The sequence below is a fragment of the Commensalibacter communis genome (assembly GCF_947179105.1).
Taxonomy (GTDB): Bacteria; Pseudomonadota; Alphaproteobacteria; order Acetobacterales; family Acetobacteraceae; genus Commensalibacter; species Commensalibacter communis.
In genome coordinates, this window is the sequence record NZ_CAMXCK010000003.1 from 221,223 (window position 1) to 237,888 (window position 16,666).

The 16,666-nt window shown below is 38.0% G+C and carries 20 protein-coding genes; 7 read left to right on the forward strand and 13 right to left on the reverse strand.

Annotated features, from left to right (window positions below):
• Positions 1-14: 14 nt before the first annotated feature.
• The 3 genes from dapD to PQG52_RS07650 are packed head-to-tail and all read left to right on the forward strand — an operon-like array spanning position 15 to position 2,685.
• Positions 15-863 carry a 2,3,4,5-tetrahydropyridine-2,6-dicarboxylate N-succinyltransferase gene (gene dapD / locus PQG52_RS07640; protein WP_271828825.1) on the forward strand — a complete coding sequence of 283 codons (849 nt, stop codon included), beginning with the start codon at positions 15-17 and terminating at the stop codon, positions 861-863.
• A 34-nt stretch (positions 864-897) separates the two neighbouring features.
• The gene (gene dapE, locus PQG52_RS07645) at positions 898-2,046 is read left to right on the forward strand and encodes a succinyl-diaminopimelate desuccinylase (RefSeq protein ID WP_271828827.1); all 1,149 of its coding nucleotides are present in this window, start codon (positions 898-900) and stop codon (positions 2,044-2,046) included.
• A gap of 18 nt (positions 2,047-2,064) precedes the next feature.
• Positions 2,065-2,685 (forward strand): hypothetical protein, encoded by a 621-nt coding sequence (locus tag PQG52_RS07650; RefSeq protein WP_271828829.1) that lies wholly within the window; start codon positions 2,065-2,067, stop codon positions 2,683-2,685.
• On the opposite strand, the gene truA is transcribed toward PQG52_RS07650, so the two are convergent.
• Genes truA through def form a run of 3 tightly spaced genes read right to left on the reverse strand, consistent with a single transcriptional unit; the run spans position 2,672 to position 4,964 of the window.
• Positions 2,672-3,460: a tRNA pseudouridine(38-40) synthase TruA gene (gene truA, locus PQG52_RS07655; RefSeq protein WP_271828831.1), complete on the reverse strand. Its 789-nt coding sequence runs from the start codon at positions 3,458-3,460 to the stop codon at positions 2,672-2,674. The genes PQG52_RS07650 and truA overlap by 14 nt on opposite strands.
• Positions 3,460-4,398 (reverse strand): methionyl-tRNA formyltransferase, encoded by a 939-nt coding sequence (gene fmt / locus PQG52_RS07660; protein ID WP_271828832.1) that lies wholly within the window; start codon positions 4,396-4,398, stop codon positions 3,460-3,462. Before fmt ends, truA begins: the two co-directional genes overlap by 1 nt.
• A gap of 29 nt (positions 4,399-4,427) precedes the next feature.
• Complete coding sequence (gene def / locus PQG52_RS07665) at positions 4,428-4,964, reverse strand: peptide deformylase (RefSeq protein WP_271788575.1); 537 nt, start codon at positions 4,962-4,964, stop codon at positions 4,428-4,430.
• 209 nt (positions 4,965-5,173) lie between these two features.
• Between def and PQG52_RS07670 the strand changes: the two genes are divergently transcribed.
• Together PQG52_RS07670 and PQG52_RS07675 are read left to right on the forward strand one after the other, a co-directional pair.
• The gene (locus PQG52_RS07670; protein ID WP_271828835.1) at positions 5,174-5,707 is read left to right on the forward strand and encodes an Hsp20 family protein; all 534 of its coding nucleotides are present in this window, start codon (positions 5,174-5,176) and stop codon (positions 5,705-5,707) included.
• 69 nt (positions 5,708-5,776) lie between these two features.
• A complete protein-coding gene (locus tag PQG52_RS07675) occupies positions 5,777-6,043 on the forward strand; it encodes a DUF1150 family protein (RefSeq protein ID WP_271828837.1) in 267 nt (88 codons plus the stop codon).
• Positions 6,044-6,102: 59 nt separating this feature from the next.
• On the opposite strand, the gene hpf is transcribed toward PQG52_RS07675, so the two are convergent.
• From hpf to PQG52_RS07690, 3 genes are all read right to left on the reverse strand, one after another.
• Positions 6,103-6,699 (reverse strand): ribosome hibernation-promoting factor, HPF/YfiA family, encoded by a 597-nt coding sequence (gene hpf / locus PQG52_RS07680; protein ID WP_271828839.1) that lies wholly within the window; start codon positions 6,697-6,699, stop codon positions 6,103-6,105.
• A gap of 198 nt (positions 6,700-6,897) precedes the next feature.
• Complete coding sequence (locus tag PQG52_RS07685; protein WP_271828841.1) at positions 6,898-7,368, reverse strand: DUF817 family protein; 471 nt, start codon at positions 7,366-7,368, stop codon at positions 6,898-6,900.
• Entirely contained in the window at positions 7,295-7,747 is a 453-nt protein-coding gene (locus tag PQG52_RS07690) for a DUF817 family protein (protein WP_271828844.1), read from the reverse strand. Before PQG52_RS07690 ends, PQG52_RS07685 begins: the two co-directional genes overlap by 74 nt.
• Before the next feature lie 485 nt (positions 7,748-8,232).
• Here PQG52_RS07690 and PQG52_RS11475 point away from each other — a divergent pair, with 485 nt between their 5' ends.
• Positions 8,233-8,373: a hypothetical protein gene (locus tag PQG52_RS11475; protein WP_408869543.1), complete on the forward strand. Its 141-nt coding sequence runs from the start codon at positions 8,233-8,235 to the stop codon at positions 8,371-8,373.
• Positions 8,374-8,603: 230 nt separating this feature from the next.
• Here the strand turns inward: PQG52_RS11475 and lptB are convergent, their stop codons facing one another.
• The 7 genes from lptB to PQG52_RS07725 all read right to left on the reverse strand — a co-directional run bounded on the left by lptB (position 8,604) and on the right by PQG52_RS07725 (position 13,828).
• The gene (gene lptB / locus PQG52_RS07695; protein WP_271828845.1) at positions 8,604-9,377 is read right to left on the reverse strand and encodes an LPS export ABC transporter ATP-binding protein; all 774 of its coding nucleotides are present in this window, start codon (positions 9,375-9,377) and stop codon (positions 8,604-8,606) included.
• A gap of 43 nt (positions 9,378-9,420) precedes the next feature.
• On the reverse strand, positions 9,421-10,341 hold the full coding sequence (locus PQG52_RS07700; RefSeq protein WP_271828896.1) for an LptA/OstA family protein: 921 nt from the start codon (positions 10,339-10,341) through the stop codon (positions 9,421-9,423).
• Between the two features lie 47 nt (positions 10,342-10,388).
• Positions 10,389-11,147 carry an LPS export ABC transporter periplasmic protein LptC gene (gene lptC, locus PQG52_RS07705; RefSeq protein WP_271788581.1) on the reverse strand — a complete coding sequence of 253 codons (759 nt, stop codon included), beginning with the start codon at positions 11,145-11,147 and terminating at the stop codon, positions 10,389-10,391.
• The gene (locus PQG52_RS07710; RefSeq protein WP_271788582.1) at positions 11,144-12,136 is read right to left on the reverse strand and encodes a KpsF/GutQ family sugar-phosphate isomerase; all 993 of its coding nucleotides are present in this window, start codon (positions 12,134-12,136) and stop codon (positions 11,144-11,146) included. The genes lptC and PQG52_RS07710 overlap by 4 nt, the downstream gene beginning before the upstream one ends.
• A gap of 84 nt (positions 12,137-12,220) precedes the next feature.
• Positions 12,221-12,886 carry a ribonuclease D gene (locus PQG52_RS07715; protein ID WP_271828847.1) on the reverse strand — a complete coding sequence of 222 codons (666 nt, stop codon included), beginning with the start codon at positions 12,884-12,886 and terminating at the stop codon, positions 12,221-12,223.
• A gap of 68 nt (positions 12,887-12,954) precedes the next feature.
• On the reverse strand, positions 12,955-13,383 hold the full coding sequence (locus PQG52_RS07720) for an EVE domain-containing protein (protein WP_271789518.1): 429 nt from the start codon (positions 13,381-13,383) through the stop codon (positions 12,955-12,957).
• Positions 13,384-13,672: 289 nt separating this feature from the next.
• Positions 13,673-13,828, reverse strand: coding sequence for a M48 family metalloprotease (locus PQG52_RS07725; RefSeq protein ID WP_271828848.1), 156 nt, complete (start codon positions 13,826-13,828; stop codon positions 13,673-13,675).
• 522 nt (positions 13,829-14,350) lie between these two features.
• Here PQG52_RS07725 and PQG52_RS07730 point away from each other — a divergent pair.
• Positions 14,351-16,642, forward strand: coding sequence for a TonB-dependent receptor (locus PQG52_RS07730; RefSeq protein WP_271828850.1), 2,292 nt, complete (start codon positions 14,351-14,353; stop codon positions 16,640-16,642).
• The last annotated feature ends 24 nt before the right edge of the window (positions 16,643-16,666 follow it).

The following is a 16,666-nucleotide window of genomic DNA, read 5'->3' on the forward strand; positions in this document are numbered from 1 at the left end:
AGGGAAAGAAAAGAATGGCAGACTATTCATTGTTACAAGCTGAAATTGAAAAATTATGGGAAGATCGCACCAATATTTCCCCTGCAACATCTGGCTCAGCACGGGACGCTATTGAAAAAGCATTATCCATGTTAGATTCTGGTGAGTTACGGGTGGCAACTCCTGGAAACTCAGGTTGGACAATCAATGAATGGTTGAAAAAGGCTGTTTTATTGTCTTTCCGCTTATATGATAATGTTGGCATGAAAAATGATGCCGGCGTGCCAGCTTATGACAAGGTTCCATTGAAATTTGCAAATTGGAGCGATGCTGAATTCAAACAAGCAGGCTTTCGTGCTGTTCCTGGTTCTATTGTTCGTCGTTCTGCTTTTGTTGCTTCAAACGTTATTTTAATGCCAAGTTTTGTTAATGTTGGTGCTTATGTTGATAGTGGCACAATGGTTGATACTTGGGTAACCATTGGCAGCTGTGCTCAAATTGGTAAAAATTGTCATATCAGTGGTGGCGTTGGGATTGGTGGCGTATTGGAACCTTTACAAGCAGCCCCTGTTATTATTGAAGATGATTGCTTTATCGGTGCACGTTGTGAAGTTGCCGAAGGCGTTGTCGTTGAAAAAGGCAGTGTGTTGTCTATGGGTGTTTTCTTGGGAGCGTCAACCAAGATTATTGATCGCACGACTGGCGAAGTATTTATGGGGCGCGTTCCTGCATATTCAGTGGTCGTTCCTGGCACATTGCCTCCGAAACAAGCAACCAGCGAAACAGGAAACCCATTGCCAGGATTGGCTTGTGCGGTCATTATTAAACGTGTTGATGAGCGTACTCGTTCAAAAACATCCATTAATGATTTGCTAAGAAGTTAATTTCTTCAAAAGAATATTTAGGGGTAATTATATTATGAGCGATCCAGTTTCGTTATTACAAGAACTGATCCGTTGTCCATCGGTTACCCCAGAAGATGCAGGTGCCCAAGACGTTTTAAAGGCACGATTAAAGAAACTAGGATTTGAAATCTTCGATCTTCCTTATGGGGAAGGTCAAGATCGAATTCTTAATTTCTTTGCACGTTATGGTAACGGCCATCCTCATTTTTGCTTTGCAGGACATACAGATGTTGTTCCTGAGGGTAAAAGTCATTGGAACAATGATCCTTTTTCTGCTGAAATCATTGACGATGTTATCTATGGTCGTGGTGCATGTGATATGAAAGGTGGCATTGCTGCTTTTGTATCTGCTGTGGAAGATTTCTTATCTCAGCAAAGTAATTTTGCTGGTTCTATAAGTTTTCTTATTACAGGGGATGAAGAAGGGCCAGGGATAAACGGTACAGTCAAAGTGCTGGAATGGATGCAAGCACATAACCATATTCCTGATTTTTGTTTAGTGGGTGAACCAACTTCTGCACAAGTTCTTGGTGATGTGATTAAAATCGGCCGTCGTGGCAGCCTGAATGCTGTGATTGAGGTTGAAGGAACTCAAGGACATGTTGCTTATCCTCATTTAGCCGACAATCCTATTCATCAATTAGTGACCATTTTGACCTCATTGACGCAACCTGTTTTGGATAATGGGAACGAGTGGTTTCAGCCTTCTTCAGTGCAAGTCACCTCTATTGATGTTGGAAATACTGTTACCAATTTAATTCCAGCCACAGCCACAGCACGTATTAATATACGTTTTAATAATTTACATATTGGCACTGCATTAAAAGGTTGGATAGCGACCCAGTGTTATCGCGTTGCCAAACATTGTAAAATTGACGTTGCTATTTCTGGAGAGGCTTTTTTAACCGAACCTGCGAATGAAGTCAGAGCGCTTTGTGAGGCTATTCATACAGTGAATGAAGTCAAACCACGTTTGGATACTGGTGGGGGTACTTCCGATGCAAGGTTTATTTCACAATATTGTGCGGTTGCAGAATTTGGTCTTGTCGGGCAGACCATGCATAAAGTAAATGAATCAGTATCTGTCCATGATTTACATCAGTTAAGTAAGATTTACTTGAACGTCATAGAAAATCTATTTGAGCAATCATCTCATTCATAAAAGATCAAGAGGGCAAAAGTGAAAAGCACTATTCGTGGAATGTTTTTGATAGGCAGAGGAAAACGTGAGGGTATTCAAGAGTTTTCGAATAGCTCTGATTCTGTTTTAAGTGCTTTGGCTCCTTGGATTGCATTGGCTCTGGCGGTAAATCTGTTACCGATATTGATGATGCGATTCAAAGATATGCATGCGGTTTCCATCAGCATTTCTATGTTCTTGGTTAAAATTTGCTGTTTGCTTATTACTGTTGGGATTATTCATTTTTTCGCAAGTTTATGGAATAACGAAGCAAATTGGAAGCAAACGGTTGTAGCAATTTTATGGTGCTTTTGGGTTCCGATTTTGGACTTTTTCTTATTTTTCATTATTGCTGGGTTATTCTTTGCCGGGTTGCCTAATATTTTCATGGCTTTGTTTGGCTTTGCCAGCGTTTTGTATATGGCTTACAGTATTTGGTTAAGCTGGTTTGTTGTCAAAGTTGGCTTACAAACGACGACATCTAGATCGGTTGTGATTGTCGTCAGTTTAATATTAGCAAGCATGGTCATTTATAGTATCTTTATTGCATGTAATTATTCGTATATGGCACAAGCAGCTTATGAATTACAACAACAAATTAAGCAGGCTAAACCTGCCTAATAAACGGATCAGTTGGATAGATAACTTCAGTCAAAAATAATCCAGTCGCAGGGGCTGTAATGCCAGCAGCTCTGCGGTCTTTGGCTTGTAGGATGGTATAGGCTTGTTCTTCTGGCCAATAACCTTCGCCAATCATTTTAAGTGTTCCAACCATATTTCGTACTTGATGATGCAGAAAAGAACGTGCTTCAGGTTCGAAATAAATCAGATCATCTTTTTGATAAATTTCGAAACGATCAAGTTTGCGAATTGGCGAGTTCGCTTGGCAAGCAGTTGCTCGGTAAGACGTAAAATCATGTAGTCCTAGCAATTGTTGAGCCGCTCTGTACATTTTACCAACATCTAATGTTTTACGGACATGCCATACATAGTTTGTATTTAACGCAGGTCTGCTGAGACGATTAAGAATGATATAACGATATTTACGTTGTGTTGCGGTAAAGCGTGCATTCCATTTCAAATCGACTTGGGCAGCTTGCAAAATGGCGATAGCGTGCGGCTTCATATAATGATTCAGCCCATCACATATTTTTTTTGCATTGAATGGCAGATGTGCTGGAAAGTCTAAATGGGCAACTTGTCCCAAAGCATGAACACCAGAATCCGTGCGACCAGCAGTAATGCTGCTGACTCTGTATTGATTATTACACAGTTTTTCTGCGGCTTCTTCAAGGACTTGTTGAACGGACAAGCCACTCTTCTGACGTTGCCAACCAACGAGTTCTGTGCCGTCATATTCGACTTTGACGGCCCATCTTTGGATATCCACTGTCATTATTTACCTAAAACTGTGCCAGAGTTAATGGTATAGCCTCTCAGGAAGTCTTGCACCGACATGGCTTTTTTGCCAGCAAGTTGAATTTCTAACAGCTCTATAGTGTGTTGATCGCCACAAGTTACTATAAGACGATTTGAGGTTTGATTAACGGTTCCTGCCGCGACTGAGCCTTTATCTTGGCTGAGTGTTGCTTTGGTAATTTTAAGCAAATTGCCATCTAAATTGGTATAAGTGCCTGGCCAAGGCGTTAAGGCGCGTATTTGTTGGTCAATTTCTTTGGCGCTTAAAGACCAGTCAATTTTTCCATCTTCTTTGGTTAATTGACGCGCATAGATTACGCCATCTTCTGATTGTGGTGTTGGTGTTAATGAGGGATTATCAATAAGATTCTTTATTGTTTGCACAATCAGTTTTCCACCTAACGCAGAAAGATCATCATGTAATGATTGTGCAGTGGTTTGAAGTGTAATAGGAAGAACACCTTCAAGATATACATCCCCAGTATCTAGCCCAATATCCATTTTCATGATGCTGACCCCTGATTGCTGATCCCCAGCCCAGATTGCACTTTGGATAGGGGAAGCACCACGCCAACGAGGCAAGAGACTGGCATGGATATTTAAGCAACCAAGTCTGGGTGCATTCAACATTTCAGCAGGCAGGATCAGACCATAAGCAGCCACCACAGCCACATCAAGATTTAACGCGTTAAATCGTTCGAATTCTTCAGGTTGTTTTTTTAATTTCAAAGGCGCATAGACTGGGATGTTCAAAGCTTCTGCCGCTTGTTGCACGGCACAGGGTTGAATTTTTCGACCTCTACCCGCTGGTCGAGCAGGTTGACAATAAACAGCAACAATTTCGTGGCCTGCGTGATGTAAGGCATGCAGGGCAGGAACCGCAAAATCAGGCGTTCCCATAAAGGCTATACGCATTTTATATTCCTAAAGACAGATAGTCGAAATTAACGATGTTTTCTTTGTTCTTTTACCACTTTACGCATAATCATATTGCGCTTCAAAGAAGAGATGTGGTCGATAAATAACACACCGTCCAAATGATCTGTTTCATGTTGAATACATCTGGCCAGTAACTCTTCAGCCTCGATTTCTTGCTGTTTTCCATCCAAATCCATATAGCGAAGCTTGATTTTTTCTGGGCGAATGACTTCTGAATATTGTTCTGGAACTGACAGACAGCCTTCTTTTGCTTCAGAGCATTCTTCTGACTCTTCGATAATTTCAGGATTCAGAATAACATATTGTTCTTTTTCATCTTCTTGTTTGGCAAGATCCATAATAAAGAAGCGTAAGCCAATGCCGACTTGGGGTGCAGCAAGCCCAATTCCATTTGCATCATACATGGTATCAAACATGATCGGTATAATTTTTCTGACCTCTTCAAGGTCTTTTTGTTCTACCAATCTTGCTTTTTTACGTAAAAAAGGGTCGGTCGCTACTAAAATAGGTAGAATTTCAGGTGTATTTGGTTCGGTATTCATGTTTGATTTTATGCCGTTATAATTGATGTTTGTTAAGATTTTATATAGAATATAGCGCTGATATTACAACATTTTGTCATGATGATAAATCATAATTTTACAGGATATACTTGCATATTTCAGTATTTTCCTCATATTATAGATAATAGTAAGTGCCATTGTGGGCTTATTTAGTTATGTCTCGCTCATAAAAAAGGAGGGGGCTTTTCATGTCAGGAAGGCTTTTTACATCGCCTATGTTCCTGGGCTTTGACCATTTGGAACAAATTTTGGAACGTGCGGCTAAATCCACATCAGATGGATATCCGCCGTATAATATTGAACAACTTGATTCTTCAAGCCTGCGTATCACGTTGGCGGTTGCTGGTTTTATGATGGAAGATTTGCAAATCACCCAAGAAGATAACCAACTCGTCATACGAGGAAGGCAATGTGAAGATGTGACACAAGAACGCGTATTTTTATATCGAGGGATCGCAGCGCGACAATTTCAACGCGCCTTTGTGCTAGCAGAGGGGATAGAAGTGGAAAGTGCTTGGCTTGATAATGGATTATTGCATATTGATATTCGTCGTCCGCAACCAGAAATGAAAGTTCGACGGATTGAAATCATACAAAATTCAGCTGCTCGTAAAAAGACAGCGCCTAAAGTTCCTGCGTATAAAGGAAATTTCACCGACGGGAATCGTTCAGAGCGTTCTGGTTTGGAAAGAAATATCCAGACAATTGAAAAAGATAGATAAAATTATTTTGTTCAATTAGAATATAGATTGAGAATAGTTTCAATATCATTGATGAAAAGGATCATGAACATGAGTGATCAAACGGCAAATGATAAAACCAAGTTGATTGCAACCAAAGAAGATGACAATAGCGTAGATATTCGTGATCTGACCGAGGGGCAGCTTAAAGCACTAGGGGTCAGCCAAATGGCCTATGTAAAAATAGTCATCATTAATGGTGAAGAGGTTTTTGCAATCCATGCAGCTGATGGCACACCAATGGCAGTCGCAGACAATGCCAAGACAGCATTTGCAGCTATTGTACAACATGAAATGATGCCAAGTTTTGTTAATTAAATTAATATAACTAAATCGTATAAAAAAAAGGAGGATTTTATGTCCCCCTTTTTCTTTAACTATTGATTTGTTCCTGAGTCAAGCCAGACAACCTGTCCATCGATATGTCGATAAACAACATTGATGCGGCTATTTTCAGAGTTTTTAAACATCAATACTGGACGTTCGGATAAATCGAGATGCATGATTGCTTCATAAACAGTAAGCGTATCAATTTCAGTTGCTTTTTCTGTAATAATACGTTCTTTGATGGCTTGTTCAAGTTGCTCTTGCTGTGTGTTTTCCTGCTCTTCTACCTCTTGATCTGGGCGAATAATATATTGACGCCCTTCAACAAATTGATTGTAAGCAGCTTTTTTTCCACGACGACTTAACAAACGACTTTTATATCGGCGCAACCGTTTGGTAATATGTTGAATAGCACTTTCAAAGGCGGCTTGAACTTCTGTTGCTGTGCCTTCACTACGAATAGATAAATCGCGGGACGCATGGACATGGATTTGACAGGTATAGGAGGTGGGCAATTTATTAAACGTCACAGAAACGTCGGTAATATTCTCAAAATATTTTTGAGTGGTTTTTTCTATCGTATCTTCAATTTTTTCACGGAACCATTCGGGGATTTCTATTTTTTTTCCAAAAATTGATATCTTCATTCATACTCTCCATTTTTTTATTTACTTATACGGATGTATCTTATGGAACAGATAAAAACATCTTATAGACTTAGGTTAACGACCTATTTCTTTTTGTGCAACATTGAATTGAAATTAGTTTGAATATATTTTAAAACCAACGATTAATATTGGATTTTATATTGAAAAAATGATAGTATCCGTTTTACTTCTTAGAGGCTACTGCGGTACATAAACGGACTTTTTGATATGTTTTAAAAAGACGGTAATCGTAAATGTCATGATTACCAGTAATGCCCAAGAACTCCATTTCCCCGTATGCACCATTGACCATGACGTGATTTGGTTGGGATATTTCCATATTCCAAAGAAAGTAATGATATTCTCTGCCAACCAGATGAAAAAGCCAATTAAAATAAAGGCCAATAACAGAGGCATTTTCCGTTCCCGATCATAGGGGGTAAAAATCACGGTAGTTCTTGCGTATAACCCGACGACTGTTGCCGCAATATACCAACGATAGTCCCCTAAGAAATGATGCGTGAAAAAGTTGATATAGATTAGCAAAGAAATAATAACAGCGAATATGTATGGAGGATGATGATAGATTTTTACGTCAAGTAACCGCCACGCTTGGATAATATAACTGCCAATCGCTGCATACATAAATCCAGAGAAATAAAGGGACATTGAGAAATTTTGTATATGCAAAATCAGGATAACTCCACGAATGAATATTCGCAGATGTTTTAAAGACTTCTAAGGCAAAACCGACAATATGAAACAACATCACTGCTTTGAGCTCATCCCAAGTTTCCAGTTTTGTAAAAACCATCCATAATTGAATGGTGATCGCAATAATCAGCAACGCATCATAGCGTGAAATGATCCAAATACCACTTTTGGGGACAATAAAGATTGAAAGAAAAAACAGTCCTACAAATAAGCAAGAACGCGCTTCCTTAATCCCAAAGAAAAGGAACTCTATACAAAATCGTTTCCATCCCTGTAAGTCGGGGATGGAGGGTGGTGTCGTGAGGAATTGATCGAGCTTTTCTTGAAAATGCATAATGATCGAGAAACTTACTTTGTTAATATGTCACGATGAGAAAGAGATATAGCAGATCTTTTTCTAAGGTAAAGTAAGGACAAAAGATAAGTATGTTCAAAGCAATGTTAAATATCTGATATCCGTATTATTTCGACACTCCATGGCAGACATTATAACCTTATAGAGAGCTACTGAGCTTTAGAATGTAGCGCTTAAGATTTTTGGGGCTAGGGCAATAAGGATATAAATAGTTAATTGATTATTGTTATATCTTGTTGTCCAACTATACCGATACATTTATAATGATTTTTGTATATCCATGTTTCGATGAATTAGTTGCTAATAAAACAATTATCAAGTAACGACAATACCAGAATCAAGATTTGCAAATGCGAAATATTCATTCTTTATATCTTAGTAATCCAATTGATACGTTATAATAAAAATTTGTTTTACTAAGGCATGATCTGATTATTTTTCAATATCTAATGTTTAGGTTTAACATGCCTGTTATTCATAAGTCATGGTTGGATAATGTGTTTAAGTATCAATTTGCTTACGGATCAAAAAAGGGGGTAGACTTAAGGATAAAAAGTTATTACCAAACCTTACAGTTGGTTAAGTTGAAGAAAATTTTTACATAGATCAGCATGATCTATTGGATGATTTTTTATATCCTGTCCAAAAATCAGCTGAATATGCTCAAATGATTTATTTGAATCCTATATGTCTTTTCGGTATTTTCCAATAGAAGACGACACTAAGTGAAAGATGCAGAATAAAAACAAAACAACATAGTAAGAAGTTAATGAAGTGATTAATGATTTATAAAATGACTAACTTTATCAAAAATAGATAAAGTTAGTCATTGTTATTACATCGAGAATTTTTCACCCAAATAAACACGGCGAACACCTTCATGAGCAACAACTTCGGAAGGAATCCCTTCCATTAGCAGTTGTCCACTATTCATAATATAGGCACGGTCAATAATCTCTAACGTTTCTCTGACGTTATGGTCTGTAATCAGCACACCAATACCACGATCTTTCAGATGTGAAACCAAGTCACGAATTTCACCTACCGCAATTGGATCAATCCCAGCCAACGGCTCATCCAGCAAAATATAGTTCGGATCACTGGCCAATGCTCTGGCAATTTCCAAACGACGACGCTCGCCACCAGACAGAGATAAAGAAGGGGAACGACGTAAATGACTAATACCAAATTCAGCTAGTAATCCGTCAAGGGTTTCTTGCCTTTTTATATAGTCAGGTTCAACGACTTCTAAAACAGCCATAATATTTTGTTCGACATTCAACCCACGGAAAATGCTGGCTTCTTGAGGAAGATATCCTATACCCAGACGAGCCCGACGATACATTGGTAACTTAGTAATATCCGCACCATCAAGTTTGATAGAACCTGTATCAGGCTGAACAAGACCAACAATCATATAAAAGCTGGTTGTTTTACCCGCACCATTTGGTCCAAGTAAACCAACAGCTTCGCCACGATGAACGCGCAAGGACACATCTTGAACGACAGAACGCTTTTTATAGGTTTTACCAATTTTAGTGGCAACTAATCCTTCATTATTTTCTGACGGATGAACAGGATTGATTGGTTGGCTAGCAACATTATTCATAATGGGTAAGTACCTTGTATAAAAGCAGTAACGTAAATCTTAATTATTTGGGCTGATTATTGGATTCATTAGGAACCACTAATCCTTGAACACGACGTCCGGGGGATTCTGTCATATGAGCAATTCCTGTTTTCATATTGATAATTGCGCCATTACCGTTTAACTGATTCGCACCTCTGGTAATGTGGACATTGCCAACGACACGTGCAATGCCTGTATCTGGTACATAGACACCACGATCGCCACGAACCGTTTCAGTTTGCGTTCTGACGACAACATTGCCAAAAGCATTGACCTTTTCAAGTTTACTAGATCGGGTCATGTCATCATTATTATTAGCGGGTGTGTTTGCGGGTGTGCTTTTTGCCTTTGGATCTTTTTCATCAGTGGGTTTGCTATATCCTACCAATACGTCAGCAGTGATACGACGACCATCTTTCAGATTTGTTACCGATGCGTCACCACGTCCAACAGACATACGAGTTTGAGAGTGATATTCCATAGCATCTTTGGCAGTCATTAAATTCTGAGGTGTTGTCAGTTTGAGATTTTTACCTGTTAATACCAATGTTGCTTGGTCGATATCATAAACGGCTTTGTCCCCCCATGCCTGATCTGTATTCGTATAAATATGTACATGGCCATACGCATTTAAACGATAAATTTCATTCGAACCAGAATCATTTTTGGTAATATCTCCACCATTTTTTTGTCCAGCATCCCCTTCGGGTTTGGGCTGTTTATTATCATCTGATCCTGCTTTTTTGCGATATAAAGCGACCAAACGATCGGCTGTAACGGTGACATTTCCCCTGACGGCTTTGGCTTGGTCATAGGCGGTGACAGATTTATTATTTTGATCCCAATCAAATCCACCCAGAGCAGTCACTGTAATTTGCCCCCCATGGGATAAATCAATATTTTGAGCCAATACAGGGGAGAGATTGAATAATCCCACACCCATCAAAGATGTAAAAGTCAAAAATAAAGAGCGTTTCATATTCATGGGGATTATTCCGACGTTTTAGAAGGTTGCGAAGGAGGAGAGGAATTCTTGTCATCATTTAAAATAAGGCGTCCAGGCCCTTTAAATTGAGCAATGTTAGTATGCATATCTAAAAAATAAGCCTGTGCATCTAATTGACCGAAAGGTCCTTCCGCATGTATCCAGTCATTTGCGGTAATTACAGATTGTTTTAAAGCGACATCAGCAATATCGCTATACATAAATAAACCATCGTCACGATATAGTACAACATTCTTATATAAATTTAAATCTTGTTCATGTTGCATATAAATACCATTATTGGCTGTAACCATAATCCAATCATTATTTTGTAATAAAATATCTGCCTTTGGATAAGCAAGACGAATCATATTACTGTTATTTGAATTTTGAATTACTTTACTAGAGGTAATAGTATAGGGTCTATCAGAGGAATCGACACCATGAAAAGTAGCGCCAACCATCGTTCCACTTTCGACTTTAATTCGTGATAATTCGTTGACAACGGCCTTATTGGTGTTGATGAAACGATCGATTTCTGGCCATGCGGCAATAGATCCCAGCAATAACAAAGCAAGAGCAGGCAATACCCATTTAGTCCATTTGATAAGTTTCTTACGTCGTAGAATGTCTTTTTCATTTGGCACTTGTCGTCTGGTAACGACAGTATTCGCACGCTGTTTTAAATATTTTTGCTTTTCTTGAAAGTCGGTTCTTTCAATTTGTGCGGATGAATTTGGTTGATCTTGTTTCTTTTCGGTCATGCTATTCCTGCACGTAAAAGATCGTGAATGTGTAAGACACCAATGGGTTGATGCTGTTGGTTGGTAACAAATAAGCAGGTTATTGGATGTTGATTATTATTCATTAATCTCAAAGCTTCTGCGGCTAATATATCTTCTTGAACAGTCATAGGATTAGTATTCATAACATCTTTAGCGGTCAATTTACGGATATCTTTATCTAATGTTCTTCGTAAATCGCCGTCTGTGATTAAGCCAACTAGTAATCCTTCGGTAGTGACAATACCAATACACCCTAATGCTTTTCTTGTCATTTCCATAATAGCCTCAAGAATGGGCATATCAGGTGATCCCAAAGGAATTTCTTGGTTTGTGTGCATAAGATCACGCACAGCCTTTAATTTACTGCCTAAACGTCCGCCTGGATGATATATCCCAAAATCGGACGCAGAAAAATCACGTTTTTTTAAAAGCGTAATTGCCAACGCATCTCCAAGTGCCAATTGCATGATTGTACTCGTCGTTGGTGCCAATCCATATGGACATGCTTCTTTAGATTTTGGCAAAGTCATCGAAATATTCGCTGCTCGAGCAAGGGTTGATTGGGCATTAGTGGAAATTGCAATCAAAAAAATCCCAAATCTTTTAGTATGTGAAATTATACTGGCCAGTTCTGCAGTTTCACCAGAAGCAGAAATGGCAAGGACAACGTCACCAGGTTGAATCATTCCTAAATCACCATGGGCAGCCTCAGCAGGATGAACAAAAAAAGAAGCCGTTCCCGTAGACGCAAGGGTAGCTTGTACTTTTTTGGCAATATGTCCTGATTTTCCAATCCCAGTTAGGACAACGCGTCCTTGTAATGTAGAAATTTTTTCGATAGTTTGATTAAATGCTGCTGATAAATTATTATCATTCTGCAATGAAGTTATAAGCTCTTGAATTCCTTGTTTTTCAACAAGCAAAGTTTCGCAAGCAATATGAATATCATTATCAGTGATAGAAGTCATTTATTTTTGCACTTAAAAAATAATGGGTCGAACATGAAGGTTATTATATAAAACGATTATGAATTGCGATCAAATATAACTTTACTAATAACTGCGATGTTGGAAAATGTCAGGCTCTTCATACCCCAAAATATCTAAGTCAGCACGGGTTGATAAGAAAGAAAAACAAGATTGCGCAAGTTCTAGACGATTTTCACGGATCAAAAGCTCTTTTAAAGCAGTCCATAATTGATGTAAATATAAGACATCAGATGCAGCATAAACAAGTTGTTCAGTGGTAAGGGTTAATGCCCCCCAATCAGAGCTTTGTTGTTGTTTGCAAAGTTCGATTTTTAAAATATCTCTACATAACGCAGCTAAACCATGTTTATCAGTAAATGTTCTTACCAATTTTGCAGCGATTTTTGTGCAAATGACAGATTGTAGTTTAATATTCAACGAATGTTGTAAAATACCTACATCGAATCTGGCAAAATGCATTATTTTTGTAACCGCCGAAGAACCTAAAAGTTTTTTAAGGTTTGGGCAGGCTAAAAATCCTTTTCCGCCAAGATGTTCTGGGATGAATTGCACCAGATGAACTTGACCATCTCCGCTGGAGATTTGCACTAAGCATAAACGATCACGATAATGTTTCAAACCCATAGCTTCTGTATCAATAGCCACGATTGATCCCAAATCCAGATCATTTGGTAAATCATGTTGATAAAGATGAATATAGTCAGGGATTGATGTTTCGTTTATAGCCATAAAAAATTCCAATGAAATGATTAAACTTATTTATTATATAATACGTGTTGAATAAAATATAAACGTTTTTATTTGTCTATATCTTGACTTGAAACTTGCCCTAATTGACAGAGTAATTGCCAATGCTCAGGTGTGATGGACATGACTGATAAACGAGATTGTTTAATCAGGCTAATTTCTTGTAATTCTGGGATTGTTTTAATTTGTTTTAATGTGACGGGAACTGGAACAGTGCATACTGTTTGGACATCGACGCAGCACCATTTATGATCTGGGTCGGTGGGGTCTGGATAAAATTCTTTAACGATACGGACAATTCCTACAATCTCTTTGCCCACATTGGAATGGTAAAAAAAGGCTAAATCACCTGCTTTCATAGATTGAAGATTTTTTTTGGCTTGATGATTTCGAATGCCTGTCCAGGGTTCTATGTTATTTTTCAATTGTTCTTGCCATGAATATGCATCAGGTTCTGATTTAACTAACCAGTAATTCATCATTTTTTCCTTATTTTCGAAATTTTCTAATGTATATATTTTATGTAAAAGGATATTACATCGTTTCGTCAGAATATATATGTTTTATAAAAGAATAAGGAGAATTTAAGATTATTTTATAGCTAAATCTTTGAAATTACATACATACCAAATCGAGACTGCTTCAGCACGTTTTGCTAGGCGAGGATAAAAGAAAAAATATGTAGAATATATTCCGCAGCATCTGGTTATTCAATTTTGAACTACCACAAACCAGCATTTGCAAAGCAGAACGGGATGTAGAGATGTTTTAAGCGACAAAAGCACCAACACGATCGCAAGTTAACTCTCTACTGCGAGAATAAGCTTTGCCTAGGAAATGAATGAGATGTCCAGGAAGTTGTAAAAAATGTTTCAAACCATTCAAATGATCCGTTACATGATAACCAAGCTCATGATCGATCACAAACCAAATCTATTCATCATCATCATTAGTTTCAATGATTGCTGATATAATGCTATTAGAGTTGTAAATAAGAGCTTGTGGAGCTTTTTTAAACTAACCTATCTTGCACCATAAACAAAATGGTCAAAAGATTTGTGAGATATTTCCTTGAAGAATATCTATCACGAAAGATGGTACAAATAACCCTCATAAAATACAATTAAAAACAAATAAAATATTGTCATATTTCTTTACTTTACGGTGTCTTATATCTGCTATTTTAAACTACACAGTAACCTCTTAATACTTGAATATTTTTGATATTTTATTTTGAAATATATTTACTTAGGGTTACGTAAAAAAAGTTATTTATTTTATAATTCATCAAAATAGTTACGAAGATGAAAATTTTGTGTGATAAAAAAATCACTTTTTTCATATTATGTATATGTGATGGTTGTGTTTCCAGGATGTTATTGATAATAATTCTTAATAACATAAGGTAATAATAATCATTCTTAATATTATGAAGAGTAGCAGCGTATGGAAAAAGTTGGTATAAAAAGGATTGTTCAGCCCATTTCTTTGGCAACGGTAATGGTCGGATTGATGAATAGCCCTGCCATTGCGCAGGAAACAGATATCAATCTAAAAGAGGGAAAAGAGGTCGAAAAACAAGAGAGTGTTGCTGAAAAATCTGGTAATTCTACAACAAATGAACACATTCTCGTCCGTGGAAAAAAAACATCAAATATTTTAACTCATGAAACTGGGGTTGATTTGATGCCACAAGATGTGATGCATACTCCACAAAATATTAACGTTGTGCCACAAAAGATTTTGCAAGAGCAAAATGTCAAATCACTCGAAGAAGCATTAAAGAATGTTCCCGGTGTTACCTCATCCGTTGGTGAGGGACGAGGAGGAATGTCAGGAAACCAGTTTCTCATCAGAGGGTTCCCAGCACAAAATGACATCTACGAGGACGGGTTAAGAGATTTTGGCGTTTATACCAGAGATAGTTTTAACTATGAGAGCGTAGTTGTTATTAAAGGCCCTTCTTCTTCTGTCTTTGGGAACGGCACCACTGGTGGGGCGATTAACGTTGTTACTAAAAAACCTATTCTAAAAGATCGTTATGATGTTAATTTTACAGGAGGAAATGGTGATTATTACCGTGGTACGGTTGATATCAATAAAAAAATCACAGATTCAATAGCCGCCCGTATTATCGGTGTAGGGAATAGTAATAATGCAGTAGGTAGAGATTACATCTATTCTCATCATTGGGGATTAGCACCTTCGATTGCTTTTGGTCTTGGTAAAAAACTTAGTTACGTTGTTCAATATGTATACCAACAAGATGATCGTATTCCAGATTATGGCGTTCCCGTTGTAACCAAGCCAGGCACCAGTATTGCAAGACCTATTACTGAATATGGTATCAGAAGGGGTAATTGGTACGGAAATAAGATGGACAGTGATCAAACACAAGACCATCAATTAACGGGACGCTTAAAATATGATGTAACCCCAGATATTGTAATTCATAATGATACACGTTATGGAAATTATCGTCGTGAATTCTCTGTGACACGCCCACAATGTCAGGCTGCAAATTGTGTGAGACCATATTTCTCCGGTCGTCCGCAAGATGCGATTATTTCAACAGCAGGTCCATCCCCTTATCGTCAACGCACATGGTCGTTTCAAAATGTATTATCCACAGTTGCGAATTTCCATACATGGGGCATAAAGCATCAGCTTATTGCTGGGGTTGATTTTTCTTATGCCAGTGAAAATAGGGCATATGGACAATTTTCATCCCCATTACCGAATAATAGCTTGGTTAATCCAACACCGAATATTAATTATCCAATTTCAATTTTACCAGGAGATCCAAAGGCAACTTCTGGCGATCCAGTGTTAAGAAAAGGACATACACGTGATGTTGGTGTCTTTATTTACGATCAGTTTTGGATGACAGAGCAATGGTCAATTAAAGGCGGTGTGCGTTATGATAACTGGAATGCCAAATATGGTACAGAAGGGGGCGCTGGCATGTGGGGTGCCAATAATATGGAAACGACAAATAATATCGTAAATCCAACGGTCAGTCTGATGTTTAATCCAACAGAAAATCAAATGTATTATTTTACATGGGCGATGTCTACGACGCCTTTGGGGATGTATTTGACAAATTCATATGCGCCTATGCGTGATAATCAAGGGGGAATGAAACCTGAACGTAGTCGTTTATACGAGTTGGGGGGTAAATGGAGCCTACTTAATCAGCGTGTTGGCATAACCGCAGCTTTATTCCGATTGGATAAAAGTAATCAAATTGTCAGTGATCCAATTTCTGGTGATGTTACCAGCTCAGGAGATACGGTTCGAAATGAAGGAATCGAGTTGGGAATCTCTGGTAATGTATTGAAAAACTGGGATGTTTACGGTGGATTTGCTGCTTATCATAGTGATGTAAAATCTTCTCAAACTGCGGGTGCTAAAGGTAATCGTGTTCAGTATGTCCCAACACAACAAGGGAATTTGTGGACGACATATAAGATTATGCCAGACACACCTTATAATTTGACTGTTGGCGGTGGGGTGACTTGGCGAGGCAATGTTTGGTTAAACAATACGAATAACGCAAAAGCCCCTGCGAATGTCAGTATTGATGCGATGCTTTCTCATCAATTTGATGAACATTGGAAAGTTGCATTTAATATTTACAATATTACTAATCGCTTGAATTACGATTCTTTGTTTGGGAATCGCGTTACGCCGTCTACAGGCAGAGCATTTTTATTTAGTTTAAATATGTTGCAATAATTTAGCGATATATAATGCAATCAG